Here is a 20,588-nt window from a genome sequence, read left to right as displayed (position 1 = left end):
GCCTGATACGACGCAAAGCGCTCCCCTTCAAACGGGAGCGCCTTCGGGCCGTCTAAATTGAAAATTCAAACAGGCATCCCGACATGGGCGCCTTTGCCAGAGTATCGAGCGCGACCTGATGCCTCGACGTTGTCACGATCATGCGCGCGCCGTCCGTCGCCAGGTCCGTCGGACATGGCACCGGCAAACCGACCACTCGGTCCAGCACCCCATCCCGCGTGAAACGAACCACGCTCCAGCCGTCGCAAAGCGCCGTCCAGATACCGCCATCGTCGTCCAGCGCAAGTCCGCTGAGCAGGCCCGACCCTTTTGGCATGCTGGCCAGGCGCCTCACGCCCTCATGACCCGGTTGCAGGATAAGGACCGCGCCAGATTCCGGTGAGACGGCGTAGAGTTCGCTATCCTTGGCGCCCCATCGCAACGCCTGCACGGGCTCGGCGATCGTCCACTTTGGCTCAAACTTCCCGTTGGCCAGCGTGATCACGCCGACTACGCAGCCGATGCCATCCTCTTGCTCCAAGGCAGCCCAGGCCTCGCCGGCGCGGATCCCGGGACACAATGCCAGCAACGTCCCACGCGGCCATGCCGCGCGCGGCGTAATGGAGCCGTCCGAGGTGATCTGCACCGCGCTGGTCCCGCCGGCAACGAGCATCCCCTCCGGTTCAATCAACAACCCCTTTATCGGGCTTTCCAAGCGGTAGATCAGTTCGTCGCGCGGCGGTTTGCTGGTCATATCAAGCCGCCGCACCGACGGCGCGAGCACATCGGCCCAATACAGCACCGTGCGGTCCTCGCTCCATTGCGGATGTGCGCCTTGAAAGGCCCAGGGGCCGGGAATCGCAACAGCCGCGGTCTCGTCCGCGGGCGGCTTTACCGTCTCGAGCTGTGCCCCTACCCGTCGCGCCGCCTGCGCCACTTCGGGCCCCAGCAATTCAACCCTGGCGCGCGTCAGCCGATAGGCCGGCCCCGCCACGCTGATTGCTCCGCGCACGACGCCCGCTGCGTCCACGATAGGCGCCCCCACGCAGCGCACGCCCTCCACGATTTCCTCGTCATCGATGGCATAGCCCCGGGCGGCGGTGATCTTTAGTTCCGCATTGAGGCGTCTGCGATCAGTGATGGTATGCGGCGTGAAAGATTTCAGCGTCATATCGCGGACGATTTCCTCGCGCGATGCGGCTTGCATCACGGACAGGATGGCCTTTCCCTGGCTTGTGCAATGAACCGGCTTTCGCTGTCCCAGAACCGCCGCGGATCTCACACTGTGCGCGCCATCGCACCGTTCAAGCGAAATGACCTCGAGCCCGTCCAAAGTGGCGAGATAGCAGGTCTCTCCGGTCAAGTCGCGCAGACCCCGCATCTCCAAGGCCGCTGCCGCCGCCAGATCCGGCATCGTGTAAGCCTGCCTTGCCATTTCGAAACAACGAAAACCAAGACGGTAGACCTTGCGTAGCGGATCGCGGCGCAGCATGCCGCGCGCCACCAACGTTGCGAGCAGGCGGTAGGTGGTTGTCCGGGGCAACGAAAGCTGCGTGGCCAGCTCGGTCTGGCTGAGCCCGTCCGTCGCCGCTCCCACTGCCTCCAGCATATCGATGGCCTTCTCCAGAGATCCAGTTCCATCACCAGTATTCGCCGTCATCGCATGAAGTCTCAGTATGTGGAAAAAAGCGCCGAGTTCGGCGGTTCACGCCGGCTCCCCAGCATATTAAGTTCGAGACAACTTCAATACCATTCCATGAACGGATGCCGCGCCGCGGTGGCGTAAATAATCATCCCGGCACGTCTCACCATTTGGGACAAACCGCAGCTTTCCCGCCCACTTCACACTGACAGCCAGCCATCATGAGCGTCTCCAATCCCCCTCCCCTCGCCGAAATTCCGCAGCGCGAACCGGCGCCTTACGTCCCCGACTCTGTCCTGGATCGTCTGGCCCGCGCGACCAGCGGCTCGCTGACGACCCAGCTCTATATCAAGGGTCTGCGCCAGCCCGTCCTGCATGGACTCAAACCGCTGAACAAGAAGATCAAGCCCTTTGCCGGCCGGGCCTACACCATGCGCTTCATCCCCGCGCGCGAGGATGTGGACGTCTACGGCAACCTGACGACGTCGCCCTCCGCGGACAACCTGCAATGGGTCGGCGTCGAGCAGATCGAGCCGGGCCACGTGCTGGTCATTGACAGCAACAAGGATGGCCGCGCCGCGTCCATGGGCAACATGCTGATCACGCGCATGATGATGCGTGGCGCGCGAGGCGTCATCACGGACGGTACATTCCGCGACGGCACGGAATTGAGCCAGATGGATTTTCCGATCTGGAGCACTGGCGTCACCGCAACCACTCGGCTGAGCTATCACCACGTCGCGGACCTGCAGGTGCCGATCGGTTGTGCCGGCGTGGCGGTCTACCCTGGCGACGTGATCCACGGCGACGGCGACAACATCACCGTCATCCCCGCCCACATGGCCGAAGAGATGGCCGACCTATGTGAAAAGCGTGACGACATCGAAGCTTATCTTGCGCTGCGCGTGCAAGCCGGGGAGCCGCTGTGGGGCCTTTACCCGCCCGGCGACGCCACGCGCGCGCAGTTCAAGCAATGGGTCGCCGACGGCCGCCCCGCGATTCCGGCCGCCAAACCCGCGGGCAGCCGTTGATTCCAACTGTATTCAGGAGCATCCATGAACGCCACCTTCACCCCCGACGATTACGCCGCGTTGATCCGCCGGTACTTCGACGCCTGCAATGCCGGCGACTATGACGCGCTGGTCGATTGCTTCACGCCCGATGCCGTCCACTACTTCCCGGCGGGCCTGCCGGAAGTTCCCTGGCGCTCCGCCGATACCATCGCAAAGAAGTGGGTGTGGTGCGTCGAGACGCTGGGTTCGCAGTGGACCATCGAACGCATCATCGTCAGCCACGACTCGCCCGAGGCCATGATCGAATGGACGCACTGGAAGAACAAGAGCGGCACCGCCCTGCGCGGCGCGGAATGGTACGACTTCGATCCAACGACGGGAAAGATCGCCGAGATCCGCGCGTACTACGCCTCGCCCGCCGATCCATCCGTGCGCATCAATGAACTGGTTGACTTCGACTACGCCGGCCGGCGATATCACCTGGAAAGCGCAACGAAGGCAGGCGCATGATCCGGCACATCGTCCTCTTTCGCAGGCGTCCCGGCGTTGATCGCGACGCCGGCCTTGAAACCAGACTAGCCGCGCGCATGCGCGACCTGGGCGCCCAGATTCCGGCAATCCGATTCTGGCGTGTCGCCGCCAACGAGCTGACGCGCCCCATCAGTTGGGATTACGTTCTGGAGTCCGAAGTCGACAATGCGGCCGAGCTCGATGCCTACCTGTTCCACCCGCTGCACGTTGCGCTGGTGGCCGACTTGAAACCTTACTTCGACTGGGCCGCGGTCGATTACACGGTGTAGGCCGAATACAGCCCTCAGACAAGTTCCGCAGGATAACGCGCCGGCCTTTCGGCTGGCGCGTTTCCTTTCTGAACGGTTCTTGTCAGCCTGCCGACAAAAAAGCGGCGGCGGCCAACGCCGCCTCGCCCTCATCCCCTTCAGGGACGCTTGCCGAACTCTTCAGAGTCAGCGCGCCACGCAATGGCCTGCTCGCTCAGCGAGAAACCCAGCCCGGGCCGATCCGACACATACATACGGCCATCCCGCAAGTGCATCTGCTCGTTGAACATCGGCCCGAGCCACTCGAAGTGTTCGAGCCATGGCTCGATCGGATACGCGGCCGCCAGGTGCAGGTGAATTTCCATTGCGAAGTGGGGTGCGAGCTTGCGGCCCTTGAATGCGCCCAGCGCCATGATCTCCAGGAACGGAGTAATTCCGCCCACACGCGGCGCGTCCGGTTGAATGAAGTCACTGCCTTCAGCCATGATCAACTGCGCATGCTCGCCCGCGCTGGTCAGCATTTCTCCCGTCGCAATGGCGGTATCAAAGCGCTCAGCCAATTGCGCATGGCCTTCAAAATCGTAGGCGTCCAAAGGCTCTTCGATCCAGGTGAGATCGAAATCTTCAAAGGCACGGCAGGCGCGCGTTGCCTTCTGCCGATCCCACTGCTGATTGGCGTCCACCATCAGGGGGAAGTCGCCGCCCAACAGCTTGCGCACCTCGCCCACGCGCTGGACATCGATCGCCAGGTCGGGCTGACCGACCTTGAGCTTGATGCCGCCGATGCCGCTCTCACGGGATATCTGGACGTTCTTCAGCACCTGATCCAGCGGCGTGTGCAGATATCCGCCCGACGTGTTGTAGCACTGCACGGAGTCGCGGTGCGCGCCCAGCAGCTTCGCAAGCGGCAGCCCTGCGCGCTTGGCTTTCAGGTCCCACAGGGCAATGTCGAAGGGCGCGATCGCCTGTGTCGTCAGACCGCTGCGGCCCATCGAAGCGCCGGCCCAAAGCAGCTTGGTGAATAGCTTGGAGATGTCGCTGGGGTCTTCGCCCAGCAGATTCGGAGCGATTTCCTTGGCGTGTGCGTACATGCCCGGACCGCCAGCGCGCTTGGAGTACCCAAAGCCGATGCCTTCATGTCCGTCGCGGGTCCGGATCTCGGCAAAGATGAAGGCGATCTCGGTCAACGGCTTCTGCCTGCCGGTCAACACCTTGGCATCGCTCACTGGCGTGGCAAGCGGCAAGAACACCAGCGACACCTTTACCCATTCGATGCGATCGCCGCTTTCAGCCGCAGTACGCGCGTTTGCGTCGGTCTTGGCGTAAGAAACAATGTTTGATTGGACAGCTTTCATTTGAACAATTCCGGATAGATATCAACAAAAAAGGCTATTCAGTTGAGCTTGATGCCAGCTTTCTGAACCACCTGTTCCCAACGAGCAATTTCATCCTTGACGAAGCGGGTGTAATCGGCGGACCGCGACGCGACCACCACGAAACCGCTTGCTTCCAACTTGGCACGTGCGGCGGGGTCCGAGAAGCCCTTGACCATCGCGGCCTCGAGCTTTGCGACGACGGCAGCGGGCGTTCCCTTGGGCGCGGACAGTCCCGTCCATGACACCGCGCTGAACCCTGGATATCCGGACTCGGCGACGGTAGGCACGTCCGGATAGAGCGGATTGCGTTCAAGGCTGGTCACCGCCAAGGCTCGCAACTTGCCCGCTTGAACGTGCGGCAGCACCGCATCCTGGTTGGTGAACATCCCGGGGATCTGGCCCGCCAGGACATCGTTCAACGCGGGAGCGCCACCCTTGTAGGGGATGCCCACCATGTCCAGTCCCGCCACCTGCTTCATGTATTCGGTGGTCACGTGGCCCGACGAGGCGTTGACCTGGCCATAGTCGAACTTTCCGGGGTTCGCCTTGACCCAGGCGACAAACTCCTGCAGGGTCTTCGCGGGAAAAGTGGGGTTGACGACCAGCACGTTCGGCCCGGCGGCCAACTGCGAGATGTGGACAAAATCAGTGTTCGAGTCGTACGGCGGCTTGGGCATGAAGCCGTGGATAATGGCGTTGCTGCCAATTCCCGATAGCAGCAACGTATAGCCGTCGGGCTGCGCCCTCGCCACCTGCTCAGTGCCGATGGCGCCACCAGCGCCTCCCTTGTTCTCGACCACGAACGGCTGCTTCAGTTCGCGTCCCAGCACATCGGCGATCAGGCGGCCCATCAGGTCGCTGGTGCCGCCAGCGGGAAACGGAACAACGATCTTGACGGGACGCGACGGATAGTCGGATTGCGCCTGGACCACGGCAGGCAGGGCGGCCAGGCTGGCCACCAAGCCCAAGGCAACAAGCAGGGATCTACGGCTCATTTGGTTGTCTCCTATGCGGTCGTAGCCGCCATTTATGGATTTGTTCTGTATAGAATCATGGAAGCGCTTTCATTTTGAACGCCTTCCGGGAATTGGCAATCCACCCCCCATTTCCATTTGCTCGTGCGTCCCACACTTTGGAATTTCCGCGCGTTTCTCTTTCCGCCGTTGAATCATGTCCACCGTTTCAAAGTCCCATCAAGTCCCGCAGGCGCCCGGAAATGCACGAATGAGCGACGTCGCCCGGCAGGCGGGCGTCTCCCTGGTCACGGTTTCGCGGGCGTTGAACACACCCGACAAGGTGTCGCCCGACACGCTGGCCACCGTGCGCAGCGCCATCGACCATTTGGGCTATGTGCCCAACCTGATGGCTGGCGGTCTGGCATCCAATCGGTCCCGCATCATCGCCGCCATCGTGCCGACGATTTCCAACCTGGTTTTCGCCGAGACGGTGGACGCCTTGGCGCAGACGCTATCCAAGGATGGGTATCAGTTGTTGTTGGGCCAAAGCGGCTACAGCAAGGACGTTGAGGCGGCACTGGTGGACACCTTTCTGGGCCGCCGCGTGGACGGTCTGGTGCTGACCGGCCTTTCTCAACCCAAGGCCTTACGACTGAAATTGCAGCGCGCAAGGATTCCGGTCGTGCAAACCTGGGGACTGCCCGGCGCCGGTCCATCCACCCTCATCGACATGGCAGTCGGTTTCTCGAATGTGGAGGCAGGCCGCGCTGCAGCACGTCACCTCATCTCCCGAGGCCATCGGACGCTAGCCTTTCTTGGCGCCGACGAAACGCGCGCTCGGCAACGGCTTCGAGGCTTTCAGGCAGAAGCACGGGCTGCCGGCCTGTCCGATGTCGAAGCCGAGTTTGTCCCCCCGCCGGTTCAGATCGACGCGGCCGGGCCTTGCCTGGACCGCATGTTGGCACGCCGCTCCGACATCTCGGCGGTGTTCTGCAATAACGACCTGCTGGCGGCAGGCGTGTTGTTCGCGTGCGCGCAAAAGGCGATGAGCGTTCCAGGCCGCCTGGCCATCATGGGCTTTGGCGACCTGCCCATCTCCCGTGCAGCGTTTCCTTCCCTGTCCACCGTTCGCATCCGGCGCGCCGAGATGGGCGAACAGGCCGGAAGGATGTTGCTGGCTCGCCTGGGCAACGCCACAATCGACGCGAAAAGCGTGGATCTCGGGTTCGAGATCATCGAGAGGAAAAGCACGTGACGGCAGCCCCGCCATAACCCGCCTTCGCCAACGGGCCGTTTCGTCTCAGACTTTGGAACTGATGAAACGGAATTCAGAAAATGTCTGGTTCGCCTGCGGACGCCCCAGTCTGCGTCAATAGAAAGTCCATGTCGCAGCCTTGGTCAGCCTGCAAGATGTGCTCGGCAAACATCCGGCCATAGCCTCTGCCGAAGCGAGCGGGTGGCGCAACCCACGCAGCCCGCCTGCGGTCCAGCTCGGCGTCCTCGACATCCAGCCGTATGCGTCGCGCCGGCACGTCAACCACGATGAGGTCGCCAGTTTGCACCAAGGCCAACGGGCCGCCGACCCAAGCCTCGGGTGCGACGTGCAGGACGCAAGCGCCATAACTGGTTCCGCTCATGCGTGCGTCGCTGACGCGCAGCATGTCGCGCACGCCCTGCCTGATCAGTTTCAAAGGCAGGGGGATCATTCCCCACTCCGGCATGCCGGGGCCGCCCTTGGGACCAGCATTGCGCAGCAGGATCACGTGGTCCTCCGTCACCTCCGCATCCGGATCGTCCAGCATGCGCTTCAGGCTTGGATAGTCGTCAAACACCAGCGCGGGACCTCGGTGATTCATGAACTTCGGACTCATCGCACTGGGCTTGATGACACATCCATCGGGCGCAAGATTGCCCCGAAGCACCGCCAACGCCCCCTCCCCATATACCGGTCGCGCCAGCGGACGAATGACATCCTCGTTCAACACCTGCGCCGGCGACACGTGGACACGAAGGCTTTCCCCGGTCACGCAGATTTCGTCCAGATGCAGCAGCGCCCCCAGACGCGACATCAACGCAGGCAAGCCGCCCGCCAAAAAGAAGTCCTCCATCAGATACCCACTATCACCATTGGGCCGAATGTTGGCGACCACGGGCACGCGACGGCTTGCTCGATCGAAGTCTTCCAGGCCCACGTCCGCGTGTCCCGCGCGACGCGCGAGGGCGATGATGTGGATGATGGCGTTGGTCGAACATCCCATCGCCATCGCGACCGTGATGGCGTTCAAAAATGCGCAGCGGGTGAGGATCCTGGCCGGACGCAGGTTCTCAAGCACCATTCCCACGATGCGTCGTCCCGTCTGCGCCGCCAGGCGTTGGTGCGCCGCGTCCACCGCCGGGATGCTGGAGGCGCCTGGCAACGACATCCCCAACGCTTCGACGATTGCGGTCATGGTGCTTGCAGTGCCCATCGTCATGCACGTCCCGGGGCCACGCGCAATGCCGCCAATTATTCCTTCCCACTGCGCATCGGAAATTCGGCCGGCGCGGTGTTCGTCCCAGAACTTGAAGGCATCAGACCCCGATCCCAGTGTCCTGCCGCCGAAATGGCCGCGTTGCATCGGTCCGGCCGGCAGGAAGATCGCGGGAACGCCTGCGCTGATCGCGCCAAGCAGCATCGCTGGCGTGGTCTTGTCGCACCCGCCCATCAGCACCACGGCGTCAATCGGATAGCAGCGGATCATTTCCTCGATCTCCATCGCCATCATGTTGCGATAGAGCAGCGCCGACGGCTTGACGAGCGCGTCGTTCAGCGACATCGAGGGCATCTCCAGCGCAAAACCTCCTTCCTGCAAGATCCCGCGCCTGACGTCCTCGACCCGCTGGCGGAAATGCGAATGGCAGGGATTGAACTCCGACCAACTGTTGATGATGGCCACGACAGGCTTGCCTTCCCAATCTTTTCGCTCGAAGCCCATCTGCATGAACCGGCTGCGGTGATTCGCGGTCCGGAAATCGTCGTTCGCCAGCCACCGCTGGCTACGCAGCTTGATCGTGTCCGTCATCGCCGTTCAACGCCCCGGCGCCGACCACACGCCGGCCGCCTGCAATAGCCCACGCGTATAGCCAAGCGCGAACGCCATGAAGCGCTCGCGCCCTTCGTCGATCTCGGAAACCGGCACATGATCCGGGCATAGCGGTCCCGAATACCCGCCCCGCTGATACGCCCTGATGGCCTCGAGCATATCCACGTCGCCCTCGTCCGGAAATACTTCCTGAAAATCGAGATAACCGCCGCGGATGTTCCTGAAATGCACCATGAAGATCCGCCCGGTCGCCGCGAACTCCTCAATGACGGAGATCATGTGCTCAGCCGGCCGCGCAAACATCTCTGCGACCGTCCCCTGGCAGAAGTTGAGCCCGTGGTTCCGGCTTGAAGACAACGCCAGAAACCGCCGCAGCCCGTCAACCGAACCCACTACATGCTCGATTCCGTTGAGCCCGCCAATCGGATATGCCGGATCGTGCGGATGGCATGCCAGCCTGACACCGGCCTTGTCGGCAGCTTGCACCAATCCTTCGACAAGGAACTCGATGGCATCCCAACCCGCTTGCTCGGTCACAGGAGGAACGTCACGCGCCATCTTTTGGCCGCACAACATCACCGACGCAGATCCGCCCTCTTCCTGGTGTCCTGGATAGCCCACCCCCCAGTACGAGTGCTTGCAATCGTCTTCAGACGAGTATTCCGCGTACGTGAAGCCTGAATTCATTGCGCCGCCGCGCCCGGGCTTCAACCCGGTGCGCGTTATGCCTACCATTTGCACGTTGTACTTGAGGCAGCTGATGCCCGCATCTGCGGCCTTCTGGATGTTGTCGGCCAACGTATTCCGTTGACGCCGCGCGCTGTCCAGGTCGACCAGGGAATCAAGAAGAATGGAGCCGACATCCAACGCAAAGACATCCAGCTTCAGTCCGAATCCTTCGACCCATTTCCGATACTCGCCCAGCTTCACAGCATCCCAAGCGCCGACGCCATTTTCCGCCGAGACCAGCTCCGTGCCGCGGTTATCGAGAACGACGCTTTGCACCCCCAGTTGCGTTGACAGGCGCAGCCGGCGTTCGTCCGGGTTGAGCAGTTGCTCGCTGATGTACATGAGGACTCCAAGGTCGGTCGATGCTTGAACGGGTGAACACGTGTCCATTCTGGGTTGTCCGGCACGGCGCAGGCAAGGCGCTGGAACAGACCAAAACCGTCCGGCTCCCGTAGAAATCTCAGATAGTGGAACCGGCAGGAGCATCGCGATGCGCTCAATTCCCGCATATCGGAACAGCAACCCGCAGACAGCGCTCAACTCGCGTTTTTCCCCTGCAATTCCCCGTATTGCGCCGCAACATGATGTGCTGTAGTGCCCGGGTAGAGGGCGCATTCCGCGCCCCCGTCGCGTGCCCATCATGTCCAAACTCAGAAATCTCTCTCTTCGGAGCAGCCTCACCGCACTGGTGCTGTTCTTCATCGTGATGCTGGTGGCCGTTGGCGCCATCGCCATGCAGCAGCTCTGGAGCATCAGCCAGAAGCAGCGCGCCATGTACACGGAAACCGTCATGCCGCTGCGCGTCGTCGTCGACGCCGCCCGCCAAGGCGCCACGCATTTCCGGCGCATGTATGTCTACATCTGGAACACCGATCCGCAAGGCCGCCAGAACGAACTGCGCCTGAACGAAGAATCCGAAAAATCCGTGTTGCAGGCGCGTGACCGTCTGCAGCAGGAGCAGGACCCCGCCCTGCGCGACCTCGGCGGCAAGCTGGCCGACACCTGGACCCGTTACAAGGCGGCCGTCAACGACGTGAAGGGCCTTGCCGACCGCAACGATCCGACCGCGATGACCGTCCTGCACAAGGACTCGGCCGCGCTGCATGTCGCCGCGCGCAACATCCTGATGGAAGCCGCCAAGCGCCAGGAAGAACTGGCCCGCCTCGACACCGAAGACGCCGCCGCCGCAGTCGAACGCACGTTCTGGACGCTGACCGCGCTGATCGTGCTGTGCGCGTTGATCGGCAGCATCCTGGGTCTGGGTCTGGTGCGCTCAGTCATGCGCCGTCTGGGCGGCGAGCCGGCCTACGCCGCGCAGATCGCCCAGGAAGTCGCCAAGGGCAACCTGGCCGTGCGCGTGCAACGCCGCGAAGGCGACCAGACTAGCGTGCTGGCCAACATGGACGCCATGCGCGCCAACCTGGCGCAACTGGTGAGCCAGGTGCGCCAGTCCAGCGAATCCATCGCCACGGGCGCCACGCAGATCTCGTCCGGCAACGCCGACCTCAGCCAGCGCACCGAGGAACAGGCCGCCAACGTCGAAGAGACCGCGGCCTCGATGGAAGAGATGAATGCCGCGGTGAAGCAGAACCTGGAATCCGTGCAAATGGCCAGCAGTTTGGCCGGCTCGGCCAGCGAAGCCGCTGCGCGCGGCGGCGAAGTGGTCGGCAACGTGGTCAGCACCATGGACGCCATCTCCGCCAGCTCGCGCAAGATCGTCGACATCATCGCCGTCATCGACTCCATTGCATTCCAGACCAACATCCTCGCGCTGAACGCCGCCGTTGAAGCGGCCCGCGCGGGCGAACAAGGCCGCGGCTTTGCGGTCGTGGCGAGCGAAGTGCGCGCCCTGGCCCAACGCAGCGCCAGCGCCGCCAAGGAAATCAAGCAGCTGATCAGCGACAGCGTCGGCAACGTTGAAGCCGGCTCGAACCTGGTCGGCGAAGCCGGCAGCACCATGAACGACATCGTGACGCAGGTGCGCCGCGTTGCCGACCTGATCGCCGAGATCGGCGCCGCCGCGCACGAGCAGGGACAAGGCATCTCGCAAGTGGGCGATGCCATCAACCAGCTCGACCAGACGACGCAGCAGAACGCCGCCCTGGTGGAAGAATCGGCCGCCGCTGCGCATAGCTTGAATTCGCAGGCGGCGACGCTGGTGAAGTTGGTCAGTGTGTTCCGTCTTGCCGAGGATGATGCGCCGCGTTTTGTAGCGCAGCCGCAGGTTGCTCAGGTGCGGGAGGTGCAGCCTGTAGTTAGCCAGCCTGCAAAGCCGCAGCGCGTCTTGGCCAAGCCGGCATCTTCACGTGCGGCCGCTGGCAAGCCGGCGGACACTCGCCGCGCCGACGCCAAGCCCGCGCCGCAAGTGAAAGCGCCGCTGCGCGTGCCGGGCGACAGCAAGCCCGCGCAGTCGAATGATGATTGGGAGAGTTTCTGATCGGTAGGCGGTGACACCGCGCGCAGGATCGCTGCAAGCCGCCTGCGCGTTCACCAGGCACCAGCGTGAATTCGCAATGCCAGAGCGCGTATCCCCACGTTGCAAATCGAAGCCATCCCGCCCCGCCCCCTCACCTATGCTGACCTCTCCGGCCCACGCGGCCGCCTTTTCGAGGAGCAGCGTATGTTGGACCACATCGAGATTCACGTCAGCGACTTCGCGCGCAGCCGGGCTTTCTACCTGAGCGCGCTCGCGGCGGTGGGGTATGTGCCGCGCAAGGCGCTCCCGACGGGCATGGGTTTTGGCGTTGGCGAGCCCGACGACGCGGGCGATCCCGGCGGCGAGTTCTGGATTCACCAGGGCACGCCCAGCACGCCGCGCGTGCATGTGGCGTTCCGCGCGCGCAGCCGTGACGAGGTCGACGCCTTTCATCGCGCGGCGCTGGCGGCCGGCGGGCGCGACAACGGCGCGCCGGGGTTACGCCCGAAATATCATCCGAACTACTACGGCGCCTTCATCCTGGATCCCGACGGCTACAACGTCGAGGCGGTGTATCACCGTCCTGCCTGACGCGCCTGCGACGTCATAAGCGCGCCGCCACCGGCTTCAGGGCTGGCCGGGCGGGCGCACACCCAGCGCGCGCAGCCACGGGTTGTCCGGCAGGCCCTGAATGGGCGCCATGCCGGGCATCGGAAAACCGACCGGATTAAGGGCGGCGTCCTGCAGCACCTTGGCCCACTCGCGCGGGTCGATCGGTTCGCCCATGCGCGCGCGCACGTCCAGCAGGTCCATCGCCGCGCGCCGATGTCCCGCCTCGGCCGCATCGCGAAACAGGCGTTCGGCCACGGCGTAGTTCTTGGGTACGCCCCGGCCCATGCCGGTCAGCTCGCCCAGATAGGTCTGCGCGGGCGCGAAGCCTTGATCCGCGGCGCGTTGATACCAGCGGGCGGCGACGGGGTAGTTCTGTTGCACGTGCGCGCCCTTTTCGGCGATCAGCCCCAAAGTGGTCATGGCGACCACGTCGCCCGCCTTGGCGCGCGCCTGCAACGACGCCAGCCGGGGCTCGTCCACATACTGCGCGCCGCGTTCGATTTCGTATTCCCAGGCGCTCATGCGGGCTTTGATCAGATCGCGGCCCAGCGTGGGGGACGGGCCTCGGCCCTGCGCCGTCTGACCGCCGGACGCCCCCGGCGTCGCGGGCGTCTGTCCGTCCGCCAGCGTGGTGAACGTAACGGTGCCGACCAGGCTGCTGGCGTAGTGCGGAATCTGCCGGTAGGCGGTGGCCACCTGCACGTCGGCGGTCAGTTGCTTGAAGAAGGTCTCCACCGGCGCGGAACCGGGCAGCGCGCGCAGCCCTTGCGCGAAGTAGTACGCGTAGGGGCTGTGGCGGGGGCCGTCGTTGCCAAAGCCGTCTTCGGCCGTGGCGCCGGGCTGTGTGGAGAAGGCGATAAGTTCACCGCCCGCGGGAACGGCATGCACCAGTCCCGCGCCGGGGGTGCCGCGCGTCAGGTTGGTGCGGCAGGCGTCCAGCACCATCAGGCGCGCGCGGACATTGGCACGCCGCAGCGCTTGCGACACGCGCTTGAGGCTCAACGAGCTTTGCTGGGCCGTGCGGATGCGCACCTCGCCCAGCGGCAGCGGCAGGTCCACGCCGAACAGATAGTTCACGTCGTCCACCGCGACAGCATGTCCGGCGAAGTACATCAGCGCCAGGTCCCCGCCGGCGGCCCGAAGGGCGAAATCGTCGACGGCGGCTTCCATCTGCGCCGTGGTCAGGTCCGTGAGCAGGGTCACATCGACCTGGCGCTGGCGCAGTGAGTCGGCGATGAGGCGGGCGTCGTTGACCGGGTTGACCAGCGCGTTTGCGGGAACGGCGTAGCGCGCGTTGCCGATCACCAGCGCGTAGCGGCGCTTGGCGGGCGTGGCTTGGGAGTCGGCTTGGAGGTCGGCTTGAAGGTCAGCTTGCGCCTTGGCATCCGATGCTGCCTTGGAATCCTTCGCAGCTGCGGAAGGCCCGTCGTCCGGCGCTGGCGCAGGCGTGGTCGGCTGGGGTGCCGGCGCGCCCGAGCGGGCCGGCTCCTCGTCCATCATGTTCCGGTTGTTCAGCCCCCGCGCATTCGCACCCGCCGCGAGCACGGCGCCAGCGTGCCCGCCGCAGAGCCCCGCGCCGACCAGCGCGGCCAGCAGGCGCCGCCGCATCAGGGGTTGCGACCGCGCGTCCGGCATGCTGGAAAGGGCAGGTTCTTTGGTGGGCTTCATAGAAACATTCGCGGTCTGACTTTTGTTCGGGAGGGACTGGACGTTATCTCGGGCTTGCGCCGGGCCTCACCGTTTGGGGCACGCGCCCGCTGGCGCCGCCGTGATTGACAGCGCGCCCAGCGCCGTCGCGGCATCGCGCAGCGACGACTCACGCGCAGCGGCCAGGACGTATCGCCCGTCCGCATCAGGCCCGTCGACGATGGACACCGCGTACTGGGACAAGGTATTGCGCAACTGCCGCGCCGTCAGGGCGTCGGGAAGATCGACCACCAACCGCGGGCAAGATGCACCGCCGCGCGTCAGGACGTCGTCGGACAGAACAACCGCGGGACCTTGCACCGGCGCCTGCTGCATCACCACGACGGACAGCATGATTGCGAGCGCCCAGCCCAGCGGCATCAACGGGCTGGCGGGCGTAGGCCACAGCCATTGCCACAAGCGCCGCCCGCGCGATACCGGCGCGTGCGAAGACACCGGCGCGCGCGCAGATGCAGGTTCCGACGATGACGCACGCGCAGATTCGGCAGAAGCAGGCGCAGATGCGGACGCAGATTCGGCAGACGCGGGCGCAGGCGCCGCCTCCACGCCCTGCGCCAGCGCACGCAAGAAAGCCGCATCGCGCTCGCCCTGCCCGATCTCGTTATGCGCAAGCTGGCGTGCCTCGGCAAGATTGCGCCACGCCTCCAGTTCCTCCCGCAATGCGGGATCCCTCGCGAGATCGGCTTCGAAGGCCCGGCGGGCATCGGCGTCCAGCGCGCCGGACAAATACGACAGCACTCGGTCTTCAGCCATCATCAGTCCATCCCCTTGCGGGTGCATTCCGTCACCAGCTTGCGCGCGGCGTGCAGGCGGCTCTTCACGGTGGGCACGTGCAGGTCCTGCTGCCGGGCGATCTGTTCCATCGGCATGTCGTCCAGGTACAGGAACATGGTGGTTTTCAGCGTGTCGCTGAGTTTGTTCAGGCAGTCGCGCATTCGCTTGACGACCGACAGGTGCTCGTACGCCTGCGCGGGGTCGGCAAAGAGCGAGTCATCCGCCACATCCCGGGCGTCGTCAAACGCCGTGTCGTCCCGATCCCCGCCGTCGTCGGGACCCGCCCACTGCACCTCGTGCCGCGTGCGGCGGTGATACTGGATCAGCTCGTGCAGCGATCCGCGGTACAGGTAGCCGCCCAGCTTGCTGACGGCCAGTTCATGCGCCGTCCATCCGCCCTCGGGCTGGCCGTGCAGCAGGACCTCGTCCTTGAAACTGCGCGTCTGCAGAAACTTCATGAGCGCGTTATTGAACGCGTCCACCACGCCTTCGGGCGGCGCGTTGAAGAACTTTCTGCGCAGTTTCAGCGTGATGTGCTGCTCGGCTTTGTTCCGGAACGCCAGCGCGTAGCGCGGGTCGGCGTGCATGATGCGCAACAGCGCGTCGACGTTGTCGATGACGTAGCGCTTGGATTCGAGCGTGTTCATGATTCAGGTTCTTGGGGCTGCGGCACCTTAGCTGCGCAGGGGCGGAAAATCAAGCGCGGCGGCGCAGCGCGGCGACCCCGCGGACAGTGAAGGCCAGCGCGATGGCGACAGACAGATAGAAGCCGAACCCGAACGACAGGCCGCTCCACAGGTTGGACGCCATGTCGCCCGCCAGGCTGCGGCCGGCGCGCGAACTGCCCATGAAACCCGACAATTGGCGCGTCGCATTCATGAACTCCTGCACCTGCGAGACCACGCCTGCCAACGCGATGATCCACAACGCCAGCGGCGCAAAGTAGCCCAGGCGCGCCGCGCGCTGGTCCAGCAGCGAAGGCAGCAACGGCCCCACAACGGCCAGCAGCCACAACACGGCATAGAATCCCGCGCCGGCCCCCTGCCCTGCCATCGCGCCCTGCACGCTGCCGCCGTTCTGCAAGCGCAGGAGGTCGTAGAAGCTCAGACTGACGCCCGATCCCATCATGCGCACGGAGACCACCGCGAAGAGCGTGGTGCCCAGAAGAAACAGCAACGCGCCCGCCGCGTCGCCCCGGTTGACGCGCTGAACCGCAATGGCTGCCCACCGGGCGGCGTGGGTTTTTGCCTGCATCAATACGTCTTGTGCTTTGTCCTGCATGGTGTTTCCTTTTTTGCGTGAGGCGGATGCCGGTATGGATGCCGGTACTGATCGCTACGCGCAGCGGCGCAAAAGGTTCGATTTTTTTTTCGCCCTTTTTTCGGCCAATTGATTTGCCGGGTTCGGTTTATCCTTCGACGCTAAATTTTTCGAACCTTTTTCAAGACGGCGCGTAGCAAGGGTCATGGGCTCGTCTTTTTTCCCACTTACCACCAACGGAGCGTTGAATCATGTCCACCCCCACCCCGCTGTCCACCCTGTACCAGACCGTGGTGCAAGAAGAACTGGGCCTCGTCGCCAGCTTTGACGAGCAAGGCGATGTGGTCTTCAAGCATCCCGACATGGGCATCATGTATTTCAGCCTGAGCGATTCGGACCCGGAATTCCTGCGTCTGGTCTACCCCGCCTTCGTGCAGGCTGACGAACTGAACCTGACGCGCGGCCAGTTCCTTGAAGTCATCAACGTCGTGAACAACCGGTGCAAGGCCATCAAGCTGACGCTGCCGCAAGAGGACGCCGATCGCCCGGCGCGCGTGTCGGCCTCGGTGGAAAGCTTCGTGGCCGCGCCCGACACGCTGCCCGACATCGCTCTGCTGCGCGCCACCGTGGCCCGCACCGTGTCCGCCATTCGCAATGGCGTGCACGAACTGGTGAAACTGTCGATGGAACTGAAGCAGGCCGCCAACTGACGCGCCAAACCCGCGCCTGGTTTGCGACGACGCACGGCGCGACGCGCCCGGCGCAATTGAAACAAGTCTGGTCCTGCGCTGTAACTTTGCGATACATTGCAGGGCTTTGACGAAAAAGGCGCCCGTGTGGCGCCCGGTTTTCCGCCTTCCCATGATGTCATTGCGCCTGCACGTATCCCGTTCGTTGATCCTTCGCCTTGCGGCCAGCGTCCTCTTGCTGGCTGGCCTGTCCGCCTGCGCCGTCAAGACCAATTCGCGGGGCAACTACGTGTTCGGCGTGGACACCGCCGCCCTGTTCGGCACCGAGATCGGCCAGTTCCCGCTGCAGGACGGCGGACTGGGCACCCTGCGCCGTGAAGGCAAGAACTTCTCGGTGAAGCTATCAGGCAACCAGCGCGTGGTGCCCCTGAACAATGTCGAGTCCGCGCGCATCGCCCGGACCGAAAACATTGGCCCGCGCACCGTGGTCGTCATCGAGACCCAGCGCCGCAACTGCGATTACCGCTATACCGTGCTGGCCATCGAGGGGTCCGACGTGTTGTCGTGGGACGTGGGCAACTGCCATGACCGGCCCGTCGTGCTGGTCCAGGACGACCGCAGCGCGCTGACTTTCGACTTTCCCAAGGGCTCGGCAATCGAGCGCTTTGTCTACACGCAGGATGGCCGGATGCGCCGCGGCAACGTCAAGAGCGTCGCGGGCTTGAATCCGCGCGCCAAGCCGTTTGCCGACGAGTCGCTGTATCCGCCCGGGTACATGGATTCGATCCGGCTGCATGGCGTCTATCCGCCGCCCGCCGCGCCGGCCGCGCGATCGGGCAAGGCGGCCAAGCCGGCCAGCGGCGGCCGCCGTTCGCCACCCAATGCCCCCGCCGCAGTGCAGACGCAGACGGCCGGCAGCGACACATCCGCGGGCCGCGTGGTGCCGCCGCCCCCGCAGCGCGTGTCCACGGGCGACGCGCCCGCAACACCCCGCTCGGGCGCCGCATCGCGCACACCCGCCAAGCTGGACCTGCCCGAAGAGGAAATCACCTCGACCCGTCTGGACCTGAGGGATTGATCGTGCGCCAGGCCCAGATTCGCCAGATTTTGTTCCTGATCGTCCTGACGGTCATCTACCTCAGTTTTGAACTCGGCTTCAACGCCCGGTTGCTCGATGTGGTGGGCAGCCGCGCCACGCCGCACGATATCGAGGAACTGGAGTTCTTCGGCCGCACCCTGTCCGGCATCGCCGCCGCGCTGGTGGTGCTGCAGCTCATGCTGACCCGGCGGCTTGCCACCGGCGGCCGGCCGTCTTACCTGAAGATTGCCGTGGCCTGCGCCGTGACCGCGCTGCTGGTCTTCAGCGCCATCAAGATGATGGTGAACGTGCTGGTCGACTCGCGCGACGGCGAGTTCCGCCGCATTGCCACCAACGCCGGGCTGCTGCAACGCTCGCTGGTGCAGGGCGACCTGCATCTGGACGGGCTGGTGGACGACGGCATCTACGCGCGGCCCGAGGGCAAGGCGTTCCTGGCGGTGTTCCAGGTGCTGCTGACCAACATCGACAATCTGGATGAAAAGGTCGAACCCAAGAAGCGCCAGGTCATCCGCACCGACCTGCAGCGCCAGATGAAGACCTTCACCTTCGATGACCACGAAGTCCGCATGACGTCCCCGGGCATCCGCGGCTATCACCAGGTCTACACCAGCGTGATGCAGTCCGTCGCCGAACGCTGGAAGAAATACGCCGGCGTGCCCGTCCCGTCGGACATCGGCCTGGCGCGCGAACAGGATCGCGCGTGGGGCGACTACCGCCGCAACCTGTCGCGCCGGGGCTGGACGCCCGACAGCGTGCCGGCCCGCTACCAAGGCCGTGTGGTGCAGGACGTGCGCAAGCGCATTCCCGTGCCGGCCGGCTGGCAGCCGCACGACCGCGCCACCTTCAATGAAGCGGTCGCGCAGCAATACTGGAAGACCATGCGCAGCCGCACGGTGCATGTCGAGGGCGATGCCATTCCGCCCGGTCTGTCGTACGAAGACTTCGTGGCGCGCCCCGGCGTGCAGAAGCTGCTGCGCCAGACATTGATGGTGCCCGCCACCATGAACGTCGCGCCCAACTACACCGACGCCGCCAGCTTCAAGCGGCTGTACGACGGCATGCTGGACCGGGCCGTGGACGAAGCCATGCCGCGCTTTTCCGCCAGCAGCGCGGACTTTGCGCGCGGCGGCCAGCATCAACAGTTGGGCGAAGACGCCGCGCGCGCGGCCATCGTGCCGCCGGTTGCGCTGCTGTTCTCGCTGCTGGGTGCGGTGGGCCACTTCGGCAAGCTGCTTTACCTGATCGTCAAACTCGTCGTCTGGCTGCGCACGCCCGCCGGCCAGCAGCCGGGGCGCACCGCCACGCGCGCGGCGGGTCTGGCGCTGGTGCTGACGCTGGCATGCGTCTGGACGGCGTTCTCGTTCATGCAGAACGGCGTGACGCAAAGTGAACTCTTCCAGCAGATGTCGCGCGTGGAAGGCGGCCGCGATGACGAATCGATCGGTCAGGCGCTGCGGCGCCGCGTGCTGGCCAACGTGGCGCACGTGATTGTCGTGGGCCAGGCCTACACCTATCCTTTCAATGAAGCCGTGCGCACGACGGTGCTGGGTGGCTTCCGGTTCGGATACCACGGCGATGCGGGCTAGCCGTCTGATAGCCGCGCTGCTGGCCGCCGCCCTGCCCTGGTCCGGCGCCAGCGCCGCGTGCCTGGGCATGCAGGTGCATGCGCATCGCGGCGCGCCCGCGCTGCCCGAGAACTCGTTGGCCTCGATTCGCGCGGCTTATGCCGGCGCATGGGATGGCGTCGAAATCGACATGCAGCGCCTGAAGGACGGCGTCTGGGTGCTGCACCACGACCTGCTGACCGGCAGGACGGTAAGCGGCGTCGGACGCCGCGCCGTGCTGCAACTGTCCAGCGACCAATGGCGCGACGCCAAGTTGACGGGCGCCGGCGGCGGAGCGCCCCCGCCCTTCCTGACTGATGCGCTGCGCGTCGCCGCCGCTCAGCCCGCCAAGACCTTCAATGCGGAACTGAAGGTCGTCTACCGCGACTGCGCGCCGGTGTCCAAGCTGGTCGCCGGCATGAAGACCGCGCTGCCGCACGGCAACTGGATGATCACGTCCGCCTTCCCCGAGGCGCTGCGCTGCGTGCGCGGCACCGACCGGCAGGGCTATCTGGGCCTGATCGTTTTCGACCCGCGCCACGCGGATTCCCTGGGCGCAAGCCCGCTCGGCAAGTATGTGTCGCAGCGCGCCACCGCGCCCAAGCTGACGCGCCAGTGGCTGGCCAATCTGGCCGCCACCGTCGGCGCGCCCGTGGGCGTGCATGTGGACGCCCTGACGCTGTCTGCCAACCCGCAACTGCTGCGCGACGCCGCCGCGCAATCCGTGCGCGTCTTCGTGTACGCGGTGGGCGGCGATGCGGCGCTGGCGCAGCAATTGCGCGCCACGAAACAGCGCGAAGGCTATCTGCCGTCCGGCGTCATCATCGACGGCGATGCGCAGGCGTTTTGCCGGGCGATGGGCGGATAGCG

At 64.8% G+C, this 20,588-nt stretch carries 19 protein-coding genes; 10 read left to right on the top strand and 9 right to left on the bottom strand.

Going from position 1 to position 20,588, the window contains the following annotated elements; translation table 11 throughout:
- Nucleotides 1-52 precede the first annotated feature (52 nt).
- Entirely contained in the window at nucleotides 53-1,639 is a 1,587-nt protein-coding gene (locus HV681_RS08620; protein ID WP_175122667.1) for an IclR family transcriptional regulator domain-containing protein, read from the bottom strand.
- Between the two features lie 203 nt (nucleotides 1,640-1,842).
- Here HV681_RS08620 and HV681_RS08615 point away from each other — a divergent pair, with 203 nt between their 5' ends.
- Genes HV681_RS08615 through HV681_RS08605 form a run of 3 tightly spaced genes read left to right on the top strand, consistent with a single transcriptional unit; the run spans nucleotide 1,843 to nucleotide 3,434 of the window.
- Entirely contained in the window at nucleotides 1,843-2,652 is an 810-nt protein-coding gene (locus tag HV681_RS08615) for an RraA family protein (RefSeq protein ID WP_175122666.1), read from the top strand.
- 24 nt (nucleotides 2,653-2,676) lie between these two features.
- Nucleotides 2,677-3,144: a nuclear transport factor 2 family protein gene (locus tag HV681_RS08610; RefSeq protein WP_175122665.1), complete on the top strand. Its 468-nt coding sequence runs from the start codon at nucleotides 2,677-2,679 to the stop codon at nucleotides 3,142-3,144.
- Nucleotides 3,141-3,434, top strand: coding sequence for a Dabb family protein (locus tag HV681_RS08605; RefSeq protein WP_175122664.1), 294 nt, complete (start codon nucleotides 3,141-3,143; stop codon nucleotides 3,432-3,434). The genes HV681_RS08610 and HV681_RS08605 overlap by 4 nt, the downstream gene beginning before the upstream one ends.
- A gap of 137 nt (nucleotides 3,435-3,571) precedes the next feature.
- On the opposite strand, the gene HV681_RS08600 is transcribed toward HV681_RS08605, so the two are convergent.
- Both HV681_RS08600 and HV681_RS08595 read right to left on the bottom strand, forming a co-directional pair.
- On the bottom strand, nucleotides 3,572-4,768 hold the full coding sequence (locus tag HV681_RS08600; protein WP_175122663.1) for an L-talarate/galactarate dehydratase: 1,197 nt from the start codon (nucleotides 4,766-4,768) through the stop codon (nucleotides 3,572-3,574).
- A 38-nt stretch (nucleotides 4,769-4,806) separates the two neighbouring features.
- On the bottom strand, nucleotides 4,807-5,784 hold the full coding sequence (locus HV681_RS08595; protein ID WP_175122662.1) for a Bug family tripartite tricarboxylate transporter substrate binding protein: 978 nt from the start codon (nucleotides 5,782-5,784) through the stop codon (nucleotides 4,807-4,809).
- 229 nt (nucleotides 5,785-6,013) lie between these two features.
- On the opposite strand from HV681_RS08595, the gene HV681_RS08590 reads away from it, so the two are divergent.
- A complete protein-coding gene (locus HV681_RS08590; RefSeq protein WP_254594926.1) occupies nucleotides 6,014-7,000 on the top strand; it encodes a LacI family DNA-binding transcriptional regulator in 987 nt (328 codons plus the stop codon).
- Between the two features lie 73 nt (nucleotides 7,001-7,073).
- Here HV681_RS08590 and araD read toward each other — a convergent pair whose 3' ends face one another.
- Both araD and HV681_RS08580 read right to left on the bottom strand, forming a co-directional pair.
- A complete protein-coding gene (gene araD / locus HV681_RS08585; protein WP_175122660.1) occupies nucleotides 7,074-8,807 on the bottom strand; it encodes an L-arabinonate dehydratase in 1,734 nt (577 codons plus the stop codon).
- Between the two features lie 6 nt (nucleotides 8,808-8,813).
- Complete coding sequence (locus tag HV681_RS08580; RefSeq protein WP_175122659.1) at nucleotides 8,814-9,899, bottom strand: mannonate dehydratase; 1,086 nt, start codon at nucleotides 9,897-9,899, stop codon at nucleotides 8,814-8,816.
- A 298-nt stretch (nucleotides 9,900-10,197) separates the two neighbouring features.
- Between HV681_RS08580 and HV681_RS08575 the strand changes: the two genes are divergently transcribed.
- Both HV681_RS08575 and HV681_RS08570 read left to right on the top strand, forming a co-directional pair.
- Nucleotides 10,198-11,994 carry a methyl-accepting chemotaxis protein gene (locus HV681_RS08575; protein ID WP_175122658.1) on the top strand — a complete coding sequence of 599 codons (1,797 nt, stop codon included), beginning with the start codon at nucleotides 10,198-10,200 and terminating at the stop codon, nucleotides 11,992-11,994.
- Nucleotides 11,995-12,177: 183 nt separating this feature from the next.
- Nucleotides 12,178-12,564 (top strand): VOC family protein, encoded by a 387-nt coding sequence (locus HV681_RS08570; protein ID WP_175122657.1) that lies wholly within the window; start codon nucleotides 12,178-12,180, stop codon nucleotides 12,562-12,564.
- Nucleotides 12,565-12,600: 36 nt separating this feature from the next.
- On the opposite strand, the gene HV681_RS08565 is transcribed toward HV681_RS08570, so the two are convergent.
- The 4 genes from HV681_RS08565 to HV681_RS08550 all read right to left on the bottom strand — a co-directional run bounded on the left by HV681_RS08565 (nucleotide 12,601) and on the right by HV681_RS08550 (nucleotide 16,347).
- On the bottom strand, nucleotides 12,601-14,253 hold the full coding sequence (locus HV681_RS08565) for a caspase family protein (RefSeq protein ID WP_254594925.1): 1,653 nt from the start codon (nucleotides 14,251-14,253) through the stop codon (nucleotides 12,601-12,603).
- A gap of 66 nt (nucleotides 14,254-14,319) precedes the next feature.
- Nucleotides 14,320-15,048, bottom strand: a complete 729-nt coding sequence (locus HV681_RS08560; RefSeq protein WP_254594924.1) for a hypothetical protein — start codon at nucleotides 15,046-15,048, stop codon at nucleotides 14,320-14,322.
- Nucleotides 15,048-15,713, bottom strand: a complete 666-nt coding sequence (locus HV681_RS08555) for an RNA polymerase sigma factor (RefSeq protein WP_175122656.1) — start codon at nucleotides 15,711-15,713, stop codon at nucleotides 15,048-15,050. The genes HV681_RS08560 and HV681_RS08555 overlap by 1 nt, the downstream gene beginning before the upstream one ends.
- 49 nt (nucleotides 15,714-15,762) lie before the next feature.
- On the bottom strand, nucleotides 15,763-16,347 hold the full coding sequence (locus tag HV681_RS08550; protein ID WP_175122655.1) for a hypothetical protein: 585 nt from the start codon (nucleotides 16,345-16,347) through the stop codon (nucleotides 15,763-15,765).
- 230 nt (nucleotides 16,348-16,577) lie between these two features.
- Here HV681_RS08550 and HV681_RS08545 point away from each other — a divergent pair, with 230 nt between their 5' ends.
- From HV681_RS08545 to HV681_RS08530, 4 genes are all read left to right on the top strand, one after another.
- Nucleotides 16,578-17,036 (top strand): hypothetical protein, encoded by a 459-nt coding sequence (locus HV681_RS08545; protein ID WP_175122654.1) that lies wholly within the window; start codon nucleotides 16,578-16,580, stop codon nucleotides 17,034-17,036.
- 184 nt (nucleotides 17,037-17,220) lie between these two features.
- Nucleotides 17,221-18,093, top strand: a complete 873-nt coding sequence (locus HV681_RS08540; protein WP_254594923.1) for a hypothetical protein — start codon at nucleotides 17,221-17,223, stop codon at nucleotides 18,091-18,093.
- 2 nt (nucleotides 18,094-18,095) lie between these two features.
- Complete coding sequence (locus HV681_RS08535; RefSeq protein ID WP_175122653.1) at nucleotides 18,096-19,700, top strand: hypothetical protein; 1,605 nt, start codon at nucleotides 18,096-18,098, stop codon at nucleotides 19,698-19,700.
- Complete coding sequence (locus tag HV681_RS08530; protein WP_254594922.1) at nucleotides 19,690-20,586, top strand: glycerophosphodiester phosphodiesterase; 897 nt, start codon at nucleotides 19,690-19,692, stop codon at nucleotides 20,584-20,586. The genes HV681_RS08535 and HV681_RS08530 overlap by 11 nt, the downstream gene beginning before the upstream one ends.
- Nucleotides 20,587-20,588: the final 2 nt, after the last annotated feature.

Origin of the sequence: Achromobacter animicus (assembly GCF_902859585.1) — a bacterium.
GTDB classification, from domain to species: Bacteria; Pseudomonadota; Gammaproteobacteria; order Burkholderiales; family Burkholderiaceae_B; genus Achromobacter; species Achromobacter animicus.
The sequence above is the reverse complement of the archived record's forward strand: the minus strand, read 5'-3'. Positions and strand labels throughout refer to the sequence as shown.